Raw genomic sequence first — 15,251 nt, 5'->3', positions numbered from 1 at the left:
CCGATGCCGGCGGAGGTCAGTCGAACTGGACGATCAGCTCGGCGACCTGGCCGCCGCGGTAGCGGAGCGTCATTGTGCCGGTGCCGCCGCGCGACCAGGTGAAGGTGACGACGTCGCGGTCGCCGTCGGAGCGGATGCCGCTGACCCGGATGGTGTCGTCGGGCGGGTGTTCGGCGTAGGCGATCGCGATGGCGTCGCGTCCCCGCTGTGATCCGACGGCCCGCCCGACGAACGTCATGACCGCGTCGGGATGCAGGGCGTCGACGAACGGCGCCCAGTCACCGCTGGTGACCGCCGTGTTGAAGCGCGCGACATGGGCTCTGGCCGATGCCTCCGTCATGGCGGTCACCGTACGCCAGGTGGGCCTCGGACGGCGCTCACGGGGACGCTCGGGGATGCGGCTGATCGGCGGAGGCACGGTCCGGGGCGGCGCCTTCACGGCCGCCGCCCCGGACCCCGAGGTGAGCCTCAGGCGATCCGGTAGGCCCGCTCGATCGTCTGGGTCACCGTGTTGCCGGCACTGTCGGCGGCGGTCAGGCGCAGCGAGACGAAACCGGGCCGCCGCGGGTGCCTGATGAGGGCGGCACCCCGGTGCACCGGCACGGCGACCCACGTCCTGCCGTCGTCGAACGAGACCGAGACGTCGAGGATCCGGCCGGGCGCGGCCGTGGAGCCCGCCTGCCGGTCCAGCGCCACGGGCAGGGTCATCGTCGTGCCGGCCCGTGCCGTGTTGGTGTCGTCGAGGGCGGGCATGGGCCGGGCCGTCGTCAGGGGCAGCCGCTCCGGCTTCACCGTGTGCCCCGAGGTGAAGGTCCAGGCCACCGAGACCGACGTCGACAGGGTGTCCGGCGCGCCGCGGGTGACGGTCGCCTCCAGGCGGTAGGTGGCCCTGCCGGGAGGCACCGCGAAGTCCGCGTACGGGCTGTCGGCGGTGGCGATCTCCGTCCCGTTGCGGGACAGCCGCAGGTGGATCGGCAGGTCGTCGCGGCTGGCCGGGCGGCCGGTCGCGTCGCCGAACAGGGGCGGCGACGCGACCGAGATGGTGTCGCCGTCGCGGCCCGCGTACGCCAGCGGCGCCAGGGCCGGCGCGCGGCCCACGGTGGGCCCGAAGGGCGCGGCGTTCCAGGTCTGGGTGTACGTCCGGCCCGCCTCGAAGGTGGACTCCTGCGTGGTGAGGTTGTCGCCCTCGACGAACGTGGACGTCCAGACGATGCCGCCGTCGGTGTTGTAGTACTCGGTGGCGTGGAACGGCAGGTCGACCGGCGTGCTCGAACCGATCGGCCCCGCGCCGCCGGGCGACGCCGCGCGGTGGTAGCGCACGGCGGTCGCGGCGGTGGACTGGCTGCGGTAGGTCGCCTTGACGGTGGCGAGGTTCTTCGGGGACAGCTTCCTCGTGAGGCCGGTGAACATGTCGCCCTGCCGAACGTACGCCAGGTCGTAGGTGTAGGGGCTGTTCCGGAAGCTCCGGTCGGGGCCGGGGCGGGCGAGCCCGACGCCCAGCGTCGCGGTGAACTCGGGGGCCGCCACGGCGGGACCGATCCGGCCGAAGAAGACGTCGTCGAACGACACCCCGCTGAGCTGCGCACCCGGGTAACGGAGGCCGTCGTTCCAGTTCGCGCTCACGTTGATCGCGAGCGGCGCGGCGTCGGGCTGGGGCAGAGTCAGCGAGACCGGCCGCGCCGTGCGGGCGTCGAGCGCCTCGGTGACCGGGCCGCGCACGTCGAGGACCGGCTGCGCGAGCAGGGTCGACACGTCGCCGTCGTGGATGGTGCTGTACAGCGCGTACCGGCCCTTGGGCAGCCGCAGGACGCCGCCGCCCGGTTGCCCGTCCAGGGTGCTGAACTCGCCCGTCGCCAGGTTCGCCGCCACGGTGGTGTACTGCGTGGCCGGTCGGCCGTCGCGCCCGGTGTGGTCGAGCCGGACGTCGTAGCTCTCGATCTCCCGGTTGAGCGCGAACGGCGTCCGTACCCGCAGGTCCTGAGCGCCGGTCGCGGTGAGCGCGCCCTGGTAGAGCCCATCGGGCGCGTCCACCCGGGTGTCCACGGTGATCGTCGCCTGGGCGCGGCCACCGGCCGGCACCACCAGGGTGGCCGGGCTGACGGTGACCATGCCGGCCGGCGCCGGGGCGACGGTCAGCGACAGGGTGACCGGCGCGGTGCCGGTGTTGCGGTAGCCGACGACCTGGGTGACCGGGGTGTCGTCGGCGTGGGGCCAGCGCTGGACCGGGAAGTCGATGGCGGCGATCTCGGCGGCGATCGGCTGGGCGACCGCGCGGCCGATGTCCAGCCGGCCCGCGCCCTGCTCGTAGAGGCTGTCCTCGCCGGCCGGTCGGGCCGAGTCCATGAGGGCGGCCTTGAGCTGCGGGCCGGACCAGTCGGGGTGCTGTCCGGCGAGAATCGCGGCCGAGCCCGCCACGTGCGGAGTCGCCATCGACGTGCCCGACATGGCGACGTAGCCGCCGCCCGGTGCGGCGGCCACGATGTCCACGCCCGGCGCGCTGATCTCGGGCTTGATGTGGTTGTCGCCGACGCGGGGTCCCCGCGCGGAGAAGTAGGCACGCTGGTCGTCGGCGTCCACGGCGGCGACGGCGAGCGCGTCGTCCGCCGAGGCCGGCGTCATGACCGACTTCGGCTTGCCCTCGTTGCCGGCGGCGACCACGAAGAGGGTGCCGTACCGGTGACTCAGGTCCTGGACCGCGGTCTCCAGCGGGTCGAGGCCCGGCCGGTCGGTGTCGCCCAGGCTCAGGTTGACCACCCGGGCCTGCGCGGCGGCCCACTCCATGCCGGCGATGACGTCCGAGTCCTGGCACTCGTTGGTCGCGCAGACCTTGCCGACGACAAGCTTCGCGCCGGGCGCCACGCCGCGGTACCTGCCGTCCGAGGCCGCACCGCTGCCCACGATGGTCGACGCCACGTGGGTGCCGTGGCCGACGGTGTCGTCGGGGTTGTCGCCGCCGGTGAAGTCCCGGACCGCGGCGAGGTGCCCGGCGAAGTCGGGGTGGCCGGCGTCGATCCCGGTGTCCAGCACGCCGACGGTCACCCCGGTGCCGTCGAAGCCGGCCTGCCAGGCCGCCGGGGCGCCGATCTGCGGCACGCTGCGGTCCAGGGAGATCCGGCCCTTGCCGTCCAGCCAGACGCGGGTGACCCCGGCGGCGAGCGTGCGCTCCGACGTGGTCCCCCGGGTGAGCGACGACCACAGCTCGGCCCGGCCGTCGCGGTCCGCCCGCACGGCCAGCGCGTGGGCGGCGGGCAGGTCCGCCCGCACCCGCGCGGCGCCCCGGACGGCGGCGGACCGTGCCTGCGCCGAGGCGTTCTCCGGGTACGCGACCAGCAGCGGCAGTTCGGCCGTCCGGTCGTCGTAGCCGAACTCGCCGAGCGTGGTGAGGTCGAACAGCCGCCGGTCGAGTCGACCGTCGTGCAGCAGCGGCACGGCGTCCACCGGGATGACGTACCGGTGGCCCCCTTCCCGGCTGCTGACGAACCGCATGCCCGCCCGCCCCGGCGCCCGGTGGATCTCCGGTTGGCCGTCCGCGCCCAGGGACACCCGGTCCCCGGTGATCAGGGTGAAGGTGCCGGGCGTGCCGGGAGCCGTGGGCGCGGGCCTCTCCTGCGCGTCCGCGGAAGGGGCCGTCAGGCCCGCCACAGCCAGCGCGGTCGCGAGTACTCCGGCTGCCAGGGCGCGTCGTTGCCGTCGTCGCACATCGTCCTCTCCGCCACGGGCCTCTCCCGGGACGGCACGATGACGCCTGGTCGGGTCGACGGGTTGATCACCTTGGCTGTGACGGTGGTCACAATCTCAGCCCGCGCGGTGCGACCCGTCGCCGCTCCCCTGTTGCATGCCGCGGTGACCACCGTACGAGGCTCGGGGGCAGGTCAGATGCGTGACGCGGAGGAGTTCGACGCCCTCTACGCGGCCTGCGCGGGACGGATCGTCGGTCACGTCTACATGCTGACCGGCAACCGCGGCGAGGCGGAGGACGCCGTCGCCGAGGCCTTCATGCGGGCCTGGCAGCGCTGGCGGACCGTGCGGGAGGCGGACAGCCCGGAGGCCTGGGTCCGCCGGGTCGCCTCCCGGATCGCGGTGAGCAGCTGGCGCAAGACGTTCAACCGGATCCGCGCGCACCGCCGGGCCGCGGTCGACCAGACCGTGCCCGGGCTCAGCGAGGATCACGTCGCCCTGCTGCAGGCGTTGCAGCGGTTGAACGCCAACCAGCGCCGCGCCGTCGTGCTCTACCACCTGAACGACCTCAGCGTCGCCGAGGTGGCAGCCGAGATGCAGGCGCCCGTCGGCACCGTCAAGTCATACCTCGCCCGGGGCCGGAGAGCGATGGCGGAGATACTGACCGAGACGCACCACGAGGAGACCCACCATGGCTGATCCTCGCGACGACCTCAGGGCGATCGCCGACGGAGTCCGGCGCGTCACGACGCTGCCCCCGGCGCAGGCGTTGCGCCGGCGCAGCGACCGTCGGCGGCGCCGCACCGCCGTCACCGGAGCGGCGCTGACCGTGCTGGTGGTGGCCGCCGGCACCGCCCTGCTGCAGGGGCGGGACCACGTCGAGACACCGGACGCGGGTGTCGGCCCGGTGGACCGGGCACCGGCGTCGGTCGTCCCGTCGACGACCGCCTCGACGGAACAGGAGATCCTCGCCGGCCGGCGGCAGACCCTCATCGTGGTACCCGGGATGGGCGGGGCGGCGCTCGCCGTCGACCGGGACGGCGACCGGGTGCGGGCCACCACCGAGCAGGGCATCGACGACCGGGCCCACTGGGTCCTGCACCCCGAAGGGGACAAGTTCCGGATCATGCTGGCCGCGCCGCGCGGCGGCGGCCAGGTCTGCATGACCGTCGTGCACGACGCCGCGCCGGGCAGCGTCCGGAGCCGGGGGTGCGACCCCACCGCGCAGACGCAGCTTTTCACGATCGAGAAGGTCCCCGACGGGACCTACTCGCTCTTCCAGGGCCGGCGCTACGTCCAGACGGTCGACGGCACCAACGCCCTGGTCCCCGACCTGCCCGAGGGCCTGACCACCACCTACAAGTTCGAGGACCGCGGCCCCGCCCCCACCGAACGGTCGGGTGGGGGCTGAACGGCGGGCCGCTGGTGGGACCGACCTACGCCCTCGCCGCGCAAGCGGCGCCCATGAGCCTGCCAGACTCTACATAGGAGCGGGCCCTTCAGCAGCGAGGTCGCGGAGGAGGCAGGTTGATGTTTGGCCGATCGCAGCGACAGGACGTCGACGCACTCAGGGAGAGGTTCCTCGCCAACCGGGAGAAGGTCAGGTCGTGGATCGGTGGTTGGGACTGCCCGGAGGTCGAGTGGCCCGAATTCGCCGAGATTCCCCACCCCTGGGTGGTGACGCAGGCGGACGAGCGGATGTGGCTGAAGCGCCACGCCCCGTTCCTGGACGAGTACGGGTGGATCCTGGAGGCCCGACCGGTGGCGCGGGGAGTCAGCCAGGTCGTGGCGCACTGGCAGTTCGGCGAAGGACACGAGTTCGAGCGTCTCGACATCGACTTCCGGAGCGTCGCCGATCCGCCGTACCTGGCCGAGAAGCTTGCCCTGGGAGCGCACGCAGCCGATCTGAAGGGCTGGCAGGAGGCCGACCTGCAGGGCGTGTACACCTGGCTCTTCGAGGGGATCGACAGCCGCCCGCTGGGCGAGATGGTGCGCGGGCAACAGCGCAGCGGGTTCATCCTGTTCCAGCTCACCCGGTGGCCCCACAGCAGCAGCGAGATCAACGTGCGGCTGCGGATGACCTTGACGGACACGGCGCTGGACGGCACCCCGTTGACCGGCGCGGGAGAGTCGGCCTCGGCGTGAGACCGCACGCCGCCGGGCGTACCCGGAATGCGTCAGGATTCTCGGCGGAGGGTGTCGGATCGGGGCGGCGGCGTTCGTAGCAGGGGTGAGAGGCGCCCCGAGGGGGCGGCCGCGGGACGACAGGAGATGACCCGGATGGCGCAGTACCTGATTTCCGTGCTCGACGACACGACCGACCTCGCCAGCGCCGAGGAGATGGCCGCGATCGACGTCTTCAACGAGCAGCTCCAGGCCGACGGCCACTGGGTCTTCGCCGGCGGCCTCGCGGCGCCCGGCACGGCCACCGTCGTCGACGGCCGGGCCGGGGAGCCGGTGTTCACCGACGGGCCCTACGTGGAGTCCAAGGAGCACATCGCCGGCTTCTGGATCATCGAGGCTCCCCACCTCGACGTGGCGCTCCGGCTCGCCGCCCTGGGATCCAGGCACTGCAACCGGAGGGTCGAGCTCCGGCCGCTCCTGGGTTGATGACCGACGTCGACGAGGTGATCACGCGGGTCCACCGCGAGGAGTGGGCCCGCGTGGTCGCGACCCTGGCCGGGCGCTTCGGCGACCTCGACATCGCCGAGGAGATGGCCGCCGAGGCGTTCGCGACGGCCGTCGCGCGCTGGCCGGTCGACGGGGTCCCTCCGAGTCCCGGCGCGTGGCTCACCACCACCGCCCACCGCAAGGCCATCGACCGGATCCGGCGCGAGGTCCGGCGCGAGGACAAGCACCGGGAGGCGCTGATGCTGTTCGACACCCCCGAACCGCTCGGCGTCATCGACGACGACCGGCTCCGTCTGGTCTTCACCTGCTGCCACCCCGCTCTCGCCATGGAGGTACGGATCGCGCTGACCCTGCGGATGGTCGGCGGGCTCACCGTGCCCGAGATCGCCCGCGCGTTCCTGGTCCAGGAGACCGCCATGGGCCGGCGGATCACCCGCGCGAAGGCGAAGATCAAGGCGGCCAGGATCCCCTACGGCGTGCCGTTGCGCGAGGACCTCCCGGCCCGGGTCACCGGGGTGCTCGCCGTCCTCTACCTGATCTTCAACGAGGGCTATCTGGCCTCGGACCCCGGGAAGGAGGCCGTCCGTGGCGACCTGACCGCCGAGGCGATCCGGCTGACCCGACTGGTCCGTGCCCTGATGCCGGCGGACGGCGAGGTCGCCGGACTCCTGGCCCTCATGCTCCTGACGGAGGCCCGCCGGGCCGCCCGCGTGTCGGCGAGCGGTGAGCTCGTCACCCTCGCCGAGCAGGACCGCGGCGCCTGGGACCGCGAGCTGATCGCCGAGGGCCACGCCCTGGTCCGCGCGCGCGTCGCCTCCGGCCAGGCGCCGGGGCGCTACCAGATCCTCGCCGCGATCAACGCCGTGCACACCGACGTCCGCGACGCCCGTGACACCGACTGGTCTCAGGTCGTCGCGCTCTACAACCAGCTGGTCCGCATCGACCCCTCGCCGATCGTGCGGCTCAACCGGGCGATCGCGGTCGCCGAACTCGACGGCCCGGAGGTCGGCCTGGCGGAGGTGGACGCGCTGCCGCTCAATGGCTACCACGCCTTCCACGCCACCCGCGCCGACCTGCTGCGCCGGCTGGGCCGCAGCGCGGAGTCACGGGCGGCGTACGACCGGGCCATCGGGCTGGCCGGCAACACCGCCGAGACGGCGTACCTCGTGCGTCGCCGCGACCAGCTGGCCGGCCCGTGAGCGGTGACGGCCTCGGTTGGATGCCAGGGGCGACTTTCGTCACCGCCGGAGGAAAGCCTTGCCGGGCGCGATGAAAGCTATGGACATCGGCAGATGTCTTTTGTAGCGTCGGCCACGCACGCGATGGTCATACCTGCGGAGGCTGCGGTTCCGACCCGGGCGGCCCGCAGTGCCGCCGGACACCGGGGCCGACGTCCGGTTCGACGGGAGCCCGCCGATCGTCGGCCCCGGTGTCCGGCACCCACCGTCCGCGCCGGTGCCACCCCTCGGGTACGCCGCCCGCGCGGGACTGTCGGAGGGGCGGCGTAACGTCCCGCGCGTGACCGATCCTGGCGACGTCCCACCCGAGATCCTCGATCGGCTCCGGCCCGTCTGCCTCGGCCTGCCCGAGGCCTACGAGGAACCGGCGTGGGTGGGCACCCGGTGGCGGATCCGCAAGCGGACCTTCGCCCACGTGCTCACCGTCGACCCCGACCACCAGGCCGCCTACGCCCGGGCCGCCGCCAGCGACGAGCCGATCTGCGTGCTCACGTTCCGCTCCCCCGGCGACGAGATCGCCGGGCTGCTCGCCGGCGGGCACCCCTTCTTCAAGCCCGACTGGGGCGCCGACGTCGTCGGCATGCTGCTCGACGACGGCATCGACTGGGCCGAGGTGGGCGAGCTGCTCACCGAGAGCTACTGCGTGCTGGCCCCGAAGAAGCTGGCCGCGCTGGTCGACCGGCCCGCCGCGCCGTCGGGCCCGGGACAGCCGGCGGGCGCCTCTGGCGCGCGCCGGGACATGCTGCCAGGCTGAGGATCGTGTACGACTACGACCTGCTGGTGCTGGGCTCCGGGCCGAGCGGTCAGAAGGCCGCGATCGCCGCGGCCAAACTCGGCCGGCGGGTCGGCATCGTGGACCGCCGCGACATGATCGGTGGGGTGTGCATCAACACCGGCACCGTCCCGTCGAAGACGCTGCGCGAGGCCGTCCTCTACCTCACCGGCCTGAGCCAGCGTGACCTCTACGGCAGCAGCTACCGGGTCAAGGAGGAGATCACGGTCAGCGACCTGGCCGCCCGGACCCAGCACGTGATCAGCCGGCAGACGGACGTCATCCGCAACCAGCTGGCCCGCAACCGGGTCGCGATGATCACCGGCACCGGCCGGTTCGCCGACGCGCACGCGGTCTGGGTCGACGGCGGCTCCGGCCGGGAGTCCCGGGTCACCTTCGACAAGATCGTCATCGCCGCCGGCACCCGGCCGGCCCGCCCGGACAGCGTCGACTTCGACGACCGGACCATCGTGGACTCCGACGGGGTCATCAACCTCCAGGCCGTACCCCGCAGCATGGTCGTGGTCGGCGCCGGCGTGATCGGCATGGAGTACGCGTCCCTGTTCGCGGCGCTCGGCACCAAGGTGACCGTGGTGGAACGCCGCGACCGGATGCTCGACTTCTGCGACGAGGAAATCGTCGAGTCGCTCAAGTACCACCTGCGGGACCTGTCCGTGACGTTCCGCTTCGGCGAGGAGGTCGCCGCGGTGGAAAAGCACCAGACCGCCGCGCTGTGCGTCCTGAAGAGCGGCAAGAAGATCGTCGCCGACACGGTCATGTACTCGGCCGGCCGCCAGGGCCAGACCGACGACCTGGCGCTGGAGGCGGCCGGCCTGGCGGCGGACCACCGGGGCCGCATCCAGGTCGACGCGACCTACCGCACGGCGGTCGACAACATCTACGCGGTCGGCGACGTGATCGGCTTCCCGGCGCTCGCGTCCACCTCGATGGAGCAGGGCCGGCTGGCCGCGCAGCACGCCTGCGGCGAGCCGGTCCGCGCCATGCCCGAGCTGCAGCCGATCGGCATCTACACGATCCCGGAGATCAGCTTCGTGGGGCGGACCGAGGAGGAGCTGACCGACAGCTCGACCCCGTTCGAGGTGGGCATCGCCCGCTACCGCGAGCTGGCCCGCGGCCAGATCGTGGGCGACTCGTACGGCATGTTGAAGCTGCTCGTCTCGCCGGACGACGGGCGGCTGCTCGGCGTGCACGTGTTCGGGACCGGGGCCACCGAGATCGTCCACGTCGGGCAGGCGGTGATGGGCTGTGGGGGCACCGTCGACTACCTGGTCGACGCGGTGTTCAACTACCCGACGCTGGCCGAGGCGTACAAGGTGGCGGCCCTGGACGCCGCCAACAAGATCCGCAACATCACCCGCATCGACGGCTGACGGATCCGCGGCGACGGGCGGCCCCTCCCCCGTGACAAATGTCAGCGGCGTCGGACCGTGGCCGGCGTTAACGTCGGCCGCGGAGCCGACGTCCCCGCCGAGAGAAGGACCCGATGTCGAGAACGCCGCGGGCGAGCCGCACGGCGGTGCTGGTGTGCCAGGGTCGCGCTGCCGCGGACGGGCTCATCGCACCCGGCCGCTTCGCGGATCCGACCGCCCTGCCGCTGCTGCGCCCCGACGAGCGGGAGGCCGTCCAGTGGGTCCGCGACGGTGTCCCACCCCGGACGTGGCAGCAGCGGCTCGACTACGAGACCGTACGCGCCTCCGCCGAGCTGATGGCGCTCCGGACGATCGCCATCGACGACGCGATCCGCGCCCACCCGTCTCCGCAGCTGGTGATCCTCGGCGCGGGGCTGGACGGCCGCGCCTGGCGGATGCCGGAACTCGCCGGGGTGACGGTCTTCGAGGTCGACCAGCCGGCCAGCCAGCAGGACAAGCGCGACCGGGCCGTGGACCTGCCCGGCGACCCGCCCAGGTTCGTCCCGGTGCACTTCGGCCGTGACCGGCTGGCCGAGACGCTGGCGGCTCACGGGCACCGGGCCGACGTCGCCACGACCTGGCTCTGGGAGGGCGTCGTGCCGTACCTGACGAAGGCGGCGGTGGCCGGCACGGTCGCCGAGCTCGCCGCCTGCTCCGCGCCGGGCAGTCGCCTGGTGGTCAACTTCCAGAGCCCCGCCGTCTCCACCACGCTGGGCCGGGTCGTCGCCCGGCTGCTGACGGCCTCCACCGGCCGGGCGAGCGTCTGGGCGAACGAGCCGTGGCGCTCCACCTGGACGCCCGCCGCCATGGCCGCGCTGCTCACCCGGCACGGCTTCCACGTCACCCGGGCGGCGAACCTGCTCGACACGGCGCGGGCGCTGGGCCTGCCGGTCCCCCGCGCCAGGTCGCTCCGCCACAGCCAGGTGACGGTTGCCGACCGGGCCTGACCCGCGGCGCGTCGCCGCGGGCGCGGCGTTCAGGACGGGAGGGCCAGGGTCAGCCGCAGCCAGTCCGCCAGCTCCTCGATCTCGTGCCGCACGGCGCTCGTCATCGCCCTGGTGAACGGCACGTCCCGGTGGATCGCGTCCACCCGGAACACACCGGCCCTCCGGTCGGCGGTGGCGTCGAGCTTGCCGACCAGCCGGTCCCCGTACAGGATGGGCAGCGCCCAGTAGCCCCAGCGGCGTTTCGCGGCCGGCTTGTACATCTCCAGCTGGTAGTCGTACTCGAACAGCTCGGTCATCCGGCGGCGGTCGTAGACGAGCCGGTCCAGCGGGGACAGCAACGCGGCGCGGCCGGTGAACTCCCGGTCCAGCAGCTCGGGGTCGACCCGCCACTGGCCCTTCACACCCTTGACCACCGCGGGCTCGCCCGCCACCCGGACGTCGTTCGGCTCGCCCGGGCTCTCGGGAGCGCGGGGGCGCGCGATGCCCAGCGCGCGCAGCCGCCGCTCGTCACGGGTCCGTTGCGCCTCCTCGTAGGGCACCACCTCGTCGGGGTAGACCCGTTCGGCGAGGTCCCACAGCCGGTCGGCGCCGCGCCGGCCGGCGGCCGCGACCTCGCCCCGCTGGACGAGGAAGTCGATCATCTTCCGGACGTTGCGGTCGTTGGTCCAGCCGGAGGAGCGCCAGGGGACCACGCAGGTGTCCGGCAGCTCGCGCGCCGGCAGCGGCCCGTCGGCGCGGAGCCTCGCGAGGATGTCCAGCCGGCACCCCCGGTTGGCGTCCACCCAGTCCCGCAGGCCCTCCTGCCAGTCGCGCAGCGGCGGACGGCCCGGCCACTCGGCCATCTCCGCCCGGTACAGCGCGAGGTCCTCCGGCGGGCGGATCAGGCCGTGCAGCTCCAGCAGGGTCTGCTCGTCGAGGGCGTCGCGCAGGTGCGCCGGGGAGTACGAGGAGCCGAGACGGCTCCACAGGACCAGGTCGGCGCTGGGCACGACGGCGGACGTCGGATCGTTCTGCAGCAGCGTCAACCGCCGGACGACGTCGAACATCCCGCTCGGGCGATGGGCGTCCAGGAGCTGGGCGCGCACCGCGAGGCGGCGGGCGTCGCCGCGGGACAACTCGTGCACGGTCACCAGCCGAGACTAGGAGGCCGGTACGACTCCCACATCTCGCCATCGTTGACATGTGACCATCTGGTCACCTATTCTCGTCTCGTGAGCGACGACGACGATCTGGTGTTCAAGGCGCTCGCCGACCCGACCCGGCGCGCCCTGCTCGACCGGCTCTTCGTCCGCGACGGCCAGACGCTGACCGAGCTGGAGTCCGAGCTGGCGATGACCCGCTTCGGCGTCATGAAGCACCTGCGCCTGCTGGAGGACGCCGGTCTCGTGGTCACCCGACGGCAGGGCCGGGAGAAGCTGCACTTCCTCAACCCGGTGCCGATCCGGCTGATCCACGACCGGTGGATCGACAAGTACACCGCGCACCACACCGCGACCCTGCTGGAGCTCAAGGCGGAACTCGAACGCGACGACCCGAAGGAGAAACGATGACCACCACGACGACCGGGACCACCAAGGTCTACCGGGTCTACATCAAGGCCACCCCGCAGGCGATCTGGGACGCGATCACCAAGCCGGAGTGGACCCGGCAGTACGGCTACCAGTGCCTGGCCGAATTCGACCTGCGGCCGGGCGGCCGGTACCGGGCCCTGGCCATCCCCGAGCACCGGGAGTCCGGCATGCCCGAGGTGCCCGTGGAGGGCGAGGTGATCGAGGTGGACCCGCCGGTCCGGCTGGTGCAGACCTGGCGGCCGACCTGGCTGGACGAGCCGGCCACCCGGTTGACCTACGAGATCGCGGAGCGGGGCAACGGCGTCACCTCCCTGACGGTGATCCACGAGCTGGGCGACGCGCCGCAGACCATGGCCCAGGTCAACGGCCAGGTCGAGAGCGCCGGCGGTGGCTGGCCCGAGGTCCTCAGCGACCTCAAGACGCTGCTGGAGACCGGCAAGCCGCTCTACGCCTGACCGCTGCCCCGAACGAGACACACGCGAGGGCGGCCCGGCTGGTCGTACGCCGGGCCGCCCGTCGGGCCGTGCGGTCAGCCGCCGAGGCTCGCCGCGGCCGAGGCGATCGCCGAGGAGAAGTAGCTCACCTGGGTGTAGACGCCCGGGTAGTTGGGGCGGGCGCAGCCGTTGCCCCAGCTGACGATGCCGACCTGGATCCAGGCGTTGCTGGCGTCGCGACGGAACATCGGACCGCCCGAGTCGCCCTGGCAGGTGTCCACGCCGCCGCTGGCGTACCCGGCGCAGATCTCCTCGGCGGGGATCAGGTCGCCGCCGTAGTTGGCGTTGCAGGTGGCGTCACTGACGAACGGCACGGTCGCCTTGAGCAGGTACCGCTGCTGGCCGCCCCCTTCGGTCGCCGCGCCCCAGCCGGCGATGGTGAACGTGCCGCTGTCGTAGGCGGTGGTGTTGGCGATCTTCAGGGTGCTCAGCCCGGTGACCGGGGTGGCCAGGCGGATCAGCGCCCAGTCCTTGCCGCTGCCGTTGTAGCCGGGAGCGCGGTAGACGTAGTTCGACCGCACCGTGATCCGGCTGGACGACTGGAGGTCGACCACGCCGAGGGTGGCCGTGATGCTCGTGTTGGTGCCCGTGCGGCCGACGCAGTGCGCGGCGGTGAGCACCAGGCGGGGGCTGTACAGCGCGCCGCCGCAGCCCATCGAGAGCCGCACCATGAACGGGAATTCGCCCTGTGCGGCGCGGGTGCCGCCGACGACGTTCGGCGTGATCGGCGCGGGGTCGGCGACGGCGGGTGCGGCGAGAGTGAGACTGCCCGCGGTCACCGCGGCGAGCGCGGTGGCCAACAGGCCGGTGAGGGTACGCCAGCGAACCATGAATTCCTCCGCATCAGGACCGGTGCGCCTCGTGGGCACACCTGATTCGAGATTGCGGACAGCATATTGAGATCAATGAATCAGTTGGCCATACCCTTCGGGTCGTATCGCGCCGATATGACCGTCACGGCCTCAGGGACTTCTCGAACCAGTGGTGCGCGTACGGCTCGTCGTTGTACGGCGCGACCTCCCGGTATCCGGTGGCGCGGTACAGCGCGATCGCCTCGGTGAGATTGCGGTTGGTGTCCAGCCGGACGGCGGTCCAGCCCCGCTCCGCGGCATGCCGTTCCAGCTGCTCCAGCAGGCGGCGGCCGACCCCGAGCCCCCGGACGGCGTCGGCCACCCAGACCCGCTTGATCTCCGCGGGCGCGCCGGCGTGCAGCTTGATCGCGCCGCAGCCGACCGGCTCGCCGTTGAGGGTGGCGAGCAGGAACACGCCGGCGGGCGCGACGAGTTCCTCGTCGCGGACCGGCTTGCTCAGCGCCGGGTCGAACCCGCCGTCGAAGCGCCGCGCGACCTCGTGGGCGTAGGCCCGCACGCAGGCGCGGGCCCGGGGGTCTCCCGGTGGGCACGGCTCGACGACCACCATCGAGCCGACGAGCAGCCGCTCCATCTCCGCCATGGCCGCGACCAGGCGCTCGCGGCGCTGGTCGCTGAGCGGTTCGAGGATGGACCGGGCCAGCTCATCGGATCGCTCGTCCAGCTCGGCCCACTCCGACCGTCCGGCCTCGGTGAGGGCCGCGACGCGCACCCGCCCGTCGCCACCGGCCCGGTCGGCCGGGCCGACGCGCACGAGCCCGTCGCCCTCAAGGGTGCGCAGGAGCCGGCTGAGGTACCCGGAGTCCAGTCCGAGCCGGGCCCGCAGCGCCGCGACCTCGGCCCCGCCGGGGCCGATCTCCCACAGCAGCCGCGCCTGCGCGAGCGGCCGATCGCGGGACATGTACTGGTCGTCGAGCGCGCCCACCCGCTGGGTGACCGTCCGGTTGAACCGCCGCACGGTGGCGATGAGATCGGAGTCCATATACCTGACTTTAGTCAGGCTTCAACGATGGCCGCCAGGGGGCCGGCCCCGCCCGATCAGGTGGAACACCCGACTGAGCTCCGGGTTTGTGGCAGCCGGCGCGGGCGTCGCAGGAACAACGGCGGCGTCCGGTCCTACGCCGCGTCGCCGGTGGCGGCGCGACGGCCGGCCGTCCGGTCGACCCAGGACCGCCACAGGTCCGGCACGGACCTGCCGCCGGCGAGGCACCACGCGGCAATGACCGGGTCGCAGATCGCGCAGCCCAGCGAGGAGTGCGCCGCGAACGGCAGGATCGGTTCGCCGTACCGGTGGTGCAGCAGGTCCCAGGCGGTGTGCATCAGCCACGCCACGCCGATCCACCGCCAGGACCGCAGCCCCCGGAAGGCGACGTACGTCATCGCCGCGGTGAACAGCAGCTCCCAGACGCCGAAGCCGCCGCTGAGGTAGGCGGCGCCCGCCCCGGCGACCATGATCGCGTTGAAGGGTCGGCGGTGCACGGCGGGGATCAACGAGTTCAGCGCGGCGTAGGCCAGCCCGATCAACACGGGCGCGATCACGATCATGCAGCGAACCTACGACCGCGGGAGCAGGGCGAACAGTGCCGCGAGCGCCACGCGTCAACGGTTCACCGCCACGGCG

Annotated in this window: 17 protein-coding genes; 10 read left to right on the top strand and 7 right to left on the bottom strand. The window is 73.0% G+C overall.

Going from position 1 to position 15,251, the window contains the following annotated elements; translation table 11 throughout:
• Positions 1-16 precede the first annotated feature (16 nt).
• The 3 genes from ACQP12_RS16740 to ACQP12_RS16730 form a co-directional block, all read right to left on the bottom strand.
• On the bottom strand, positions 17-340 hold the full coding sequence (locus tag ACQP12_RS16740) for a nuclear transport factor 2 family protein (protein WP_433279954.1): 324 nt from the start codon (positions 338-340) through the stop codon (positions 17-19).
• A 128-nt stretch (positions 341-468) separates the two neighbouring features.
• Positions 469-3,642: a S8 family peptidase gene (locus ACQP12_RS16735; RefSeq protein ID WP_433279952.1), complete on the bottom strand. Its 3,174-nt coding sequence runs from the start codon at positions 3,640-3,642 to the stop codon at positions 469-471.
• Positions 3,630-3,791, bottom strand: a complete 162-nt coding sequence (locus tag ACQP12_RS16730) for a hypothetical protein (protein ID WP_433279950.1) — start codon at positions 3,789-3,791, stop codon at positions 3,630-3,632. The genes ACQP12_RS16735 and ACQP12_RS16730 overlap by 13 nt, the downstream gene beginning before the upstream one ends.
• An 85-nt stretch (positions 3,792-3,876) precedes the next feature.
• Here ACQP12_RS16730 and ACQP12_RS16725 point away from each other — a divergent pair, with 85 nt between their 5' ends.
• The 8 genes from ACQP12_RS16725 to ACQP12_RS16690 all read left to right on the top strand — a co-directional run bounded on the left by ACQP12_RS16725 (position 3,877) and on the right by ACQP12_RS16690 (position 10,696).
• Positions 3,877-4,377: a SigE family RNA polymerase sigma factor gene (locus tag ACQP12_RS16725; protein ID WP_357950958.1), complete on the top strand. Its 501-nt coding sequence runs from the start codon at positions 3,877-3,879 to the stop codon at positions 4,375-4,377.
• Positions 4,370-5,089, top strand: a complete 720-nt coding sequence (locus tag ACQP12_RS16720) for a hypothetical protein (RefSeq protein ID WP_433279948.1) — start codon at positions 4,370-4,372, stop codon at positions 5,087-5,089. Before ACQP12_RS16725 ends, ACQP12_RS16720 begins: the two co-directional genes overlap by 8 nt.
• A gap of 119 nt (positions 5,090-5,208) precedes the next feature.
• Positions 5,209-5,823, top strand: a complete 615-nt coding sequence (locus tag ACQP12_RS16715) for a hypothetical protein (RefSeq protein ID WP_433279946.1) — start codon at positions 5,209-5,211, stop codon at positions 5,821-5,823.
• A gap of 135 nt (positions 5,824-5,958) precedes the next feature.
• The gene (locus ACQP12_RS16710) at positions 5,959-6,288 is read left to right on the top strand and encodes a YciI family protein (RefSeq protein WP_433279944.1); all 330 of its coding nucleotides are present in this window, start codon (positions 5,959-5,961) and stop codon (positions 6,286-6,288) included.
• Positions 6,288-7,508 carry an RNA polymerase sigma factor gene (locus ACQP12_RS16705; protein WP_433279942.1) on the top strand — a complete coding sequence of 407 codons (1,221 nt, stop codon included), beginning with the start codon at positions 6,288-6,290 and terminating at the stop codon, positions 7,506-7,508. The genes ACQP12_RS16710 and ACQP12_RS16705 overlap by 1 nt, the downstream gene beginning before the upstream one ends.
• A gap of 319 nt (positions 7,509-7,827) precedes the next feature.
• Complete coding sequence (locus ACQP12_RS16700; protein ID WP_433279940.1) at positions 7,828-8,301, top strand: MmcQ/YjbR family DNA-binding protein; 474 nt, start codon at positions 7,828-7,830, stop codon at positions 8,299-8,301.
• 5 nt (positions 8,302-8,306) lie between these two features.
• Positions 8,307-9,710, top strand: a complete 1,404-nt coding sequence (gene sthA / locus ACQP12_RS16695; RefSeq protein WP_357950974.1) for a Si-specific NAD(P)(+) transhydrogenase — start codon at positions 8,307-8,309, stop codon at positions 9,708-9,710.
• 113 nt (positions 9,711-9,823) lie between these two features.
• Positions 9,824-10,696 (top strand): class I SAM-dependent methyltransferase, encoded by an 873-nt coding sequence (locus ACQP12_RS16690; protein WP_433289044.1) that lies wholly within the window; start codon positions 9,824-9,826, stop codon positions 10,694-10,696.
• A 29-nt stretch (positions 10,697-10,725) separates the two neighbouring features.
• Here the strand turns inward: ACQP12_RS16690 and ACQP12_RS16685 are convergent, their stop codons facing one another.
• A complete protein-coding gene (locus ACQP12_RS16685) occupies positions 10,726-11,826 on the bottom strand; it encodes a DNA glycosylase AlkZ-like family protein (protein WP_433289041.1) in 1,101 nt (366 codons plus the stop codon).
• Positions 11,827-11,907: 81 nt separating this feature from the next.
• Between ACQP12_RS16685 and ACQP12_RS16680 the strand changes: the two genes are divergently transcribed.
• Together ACQP12_RS16680 and ACQP12_RS16675 are read left to right on the top strand one after the other, a co-directional pair.
• The gene (locus tag ACQP12_RS16680; RefSeq protein WP_262284028.1) at positions 11,908-12,246 is read left to right on the top strand and encodes an ArsR/SmtB family transcription factor; all 339 of its coding nucleotides are present in this window, start codon (positions 11,908-11,910) and stop codon (positions 12,244-12,246) included.
• Complete coding sequence (locus ACQP12_RS16675; protein ID WP_433289038.1) at positions 12,243-12,722, top strand: SRPBCC family protein; 480 nt, start codon at positions 12,243-12,245, stop codon at positions 12,720-12,722. Before ACQP12_RS16680 ends, ACQP12_RS16675 begins: the two co-directional genes overlap by 4 nt.
• A gap of 74 nt (positions 12,723-12,796) precedes the next feature.
• On the opposite strand, the gene ACQP12_RS16670 is transcribed toward ACQP12_RS16675, so the two are convergent.
• The 3 genes from ACQP12_RS16670 to ACQP12_RS16660 all read right to left on the bottom strand — a co-directional run bounded on the left by ACQP12_RS16670 (position 12,797) and on the right by ACQP12_RS16660 (position 15,175).
• The gene (locus ACQP12_RS16670) at positions 12,797-13,591 is read right to left on the bottom strand and encodes a S1 family peptidase (protein WP_357950985.1); all 795 of its coding nucleotides are present in this window, start codon (positions 13,589-13,591) and stop codon (positions 12,797-12,799) included.
• Positions 13,592-13,715: 124 nt separating this feature from the next.
• A complete protein-coding gene (locus ACQP12_RS16665) occupies positions 13,716-14,612 on the bottom strand; it encodes a GNAT family N-acetyltransferase (RefSeq protein WP_433289036.1) in 897 nt (298 codons plus the stop codon).
• 134 nt (positions 14,613-14,746) lie between these two features.
• Positions 14,747-15,175, bottom strand: a complete 429-nt coding sequence (locus ACQP12_RS16660; RefSeq protein ID WP_433289034.1) for a DUF6010 family protein — start codon at positions 15,173-15,175, stop codon at positions 14,747-14,749.
• Positions 15,176-15,251: the final 76 nt, after the last annotated feature.

It is taken from the genome of Micromonospora sp. CA-244673 (assembly GCF_050948395.1).
In the GTDB taxonomy this organism is placed as follows: Bacteria; Actinomycetota; Actinomycetes; order Mycobacteriales; family Micromonosporaceae; genus Micromonospora.
Note: the sequence above shows the minus strand (reverse complement) of the source record. Positions and strands in the feature narration are given on the sequence as shown.

Coding starts and splice junctions, on each gene's coding strand:
- ACQP12_RS16740 (WP_433279954.1), bottom strand. CDS start 340: ATGACGGAGGCATCGGCCAGAGCCCATGTCGCGCGCTTCAACACGGCG.
- ACQP12_RS16725 (WP_357950958.1), top strand. CDS start 3,877: ATGCGTGACGCGGAGGAGTTCGACGCCCTCTACGCGGCCTGCGCGGGA.
- ACQP12_RS16720 (WP_433279948.1), top strand. CDS start 4,370: ATGGCTGATCCTCGCGACGACCTCAGGGCGATCGCCGACGGAGTCCGG.
- ACQP12_RS16715 (WP_433279946.1), top strand. CDS start 5,209: ATGTTTGGCCGATCGCAGCGACAGGACGTCGACGCACTCAGGGAGAGG.
- ACQP12_RS16710 (WP_433279944.1), top strand. CDS start 5,959: ATGGCGCAGTACCTGATTTCCGTGCTCGACGACACGACCGACCTCGCC.
- ACQP12_RS16705 (WP_433279942.1), top strand. CDS start 6,288: ATGACCGACGTCGACGAGGTGATCACGCGGGTCCACCGCGAGGAGTGG.
- ACQP12_RS16690 (WP_433289044.1), top strand. CDS start 9,824: ATGTCGAGAACGCCGCGGGCGAGCCGCACGGCGGTGCTGGTGTGCCAG.
- ACQP12_RS16675 (WP_433289038.1), top strand. CDS start 12,243: ATGACCACCACGACGACCGGGACCACCAAGGTCTACCGGGTCTACATC.
- ACQP12_RS16670 (WP_357950985.1), bottom strand. CDS start 13,591: ATGGTTCGCTGGCGTACCCTCACCGGCCTGTTGGCCACCGCGCTCGCC.
- ACQP12_RS16665 (WP_433289036.1), bottom strand. CDS start 14,612: ATGGACTCCGATCTCATCGCCACCGTGCGGCGGTTCAACCGGACGGTC.
- ACQP12_RS16660 (WP_433289034.1), bottom strand. CDS start 15,175: ATGATCGTGATCGCGCCCGTGTTGATCGGGCTGGCCTACGCCGCGCTG.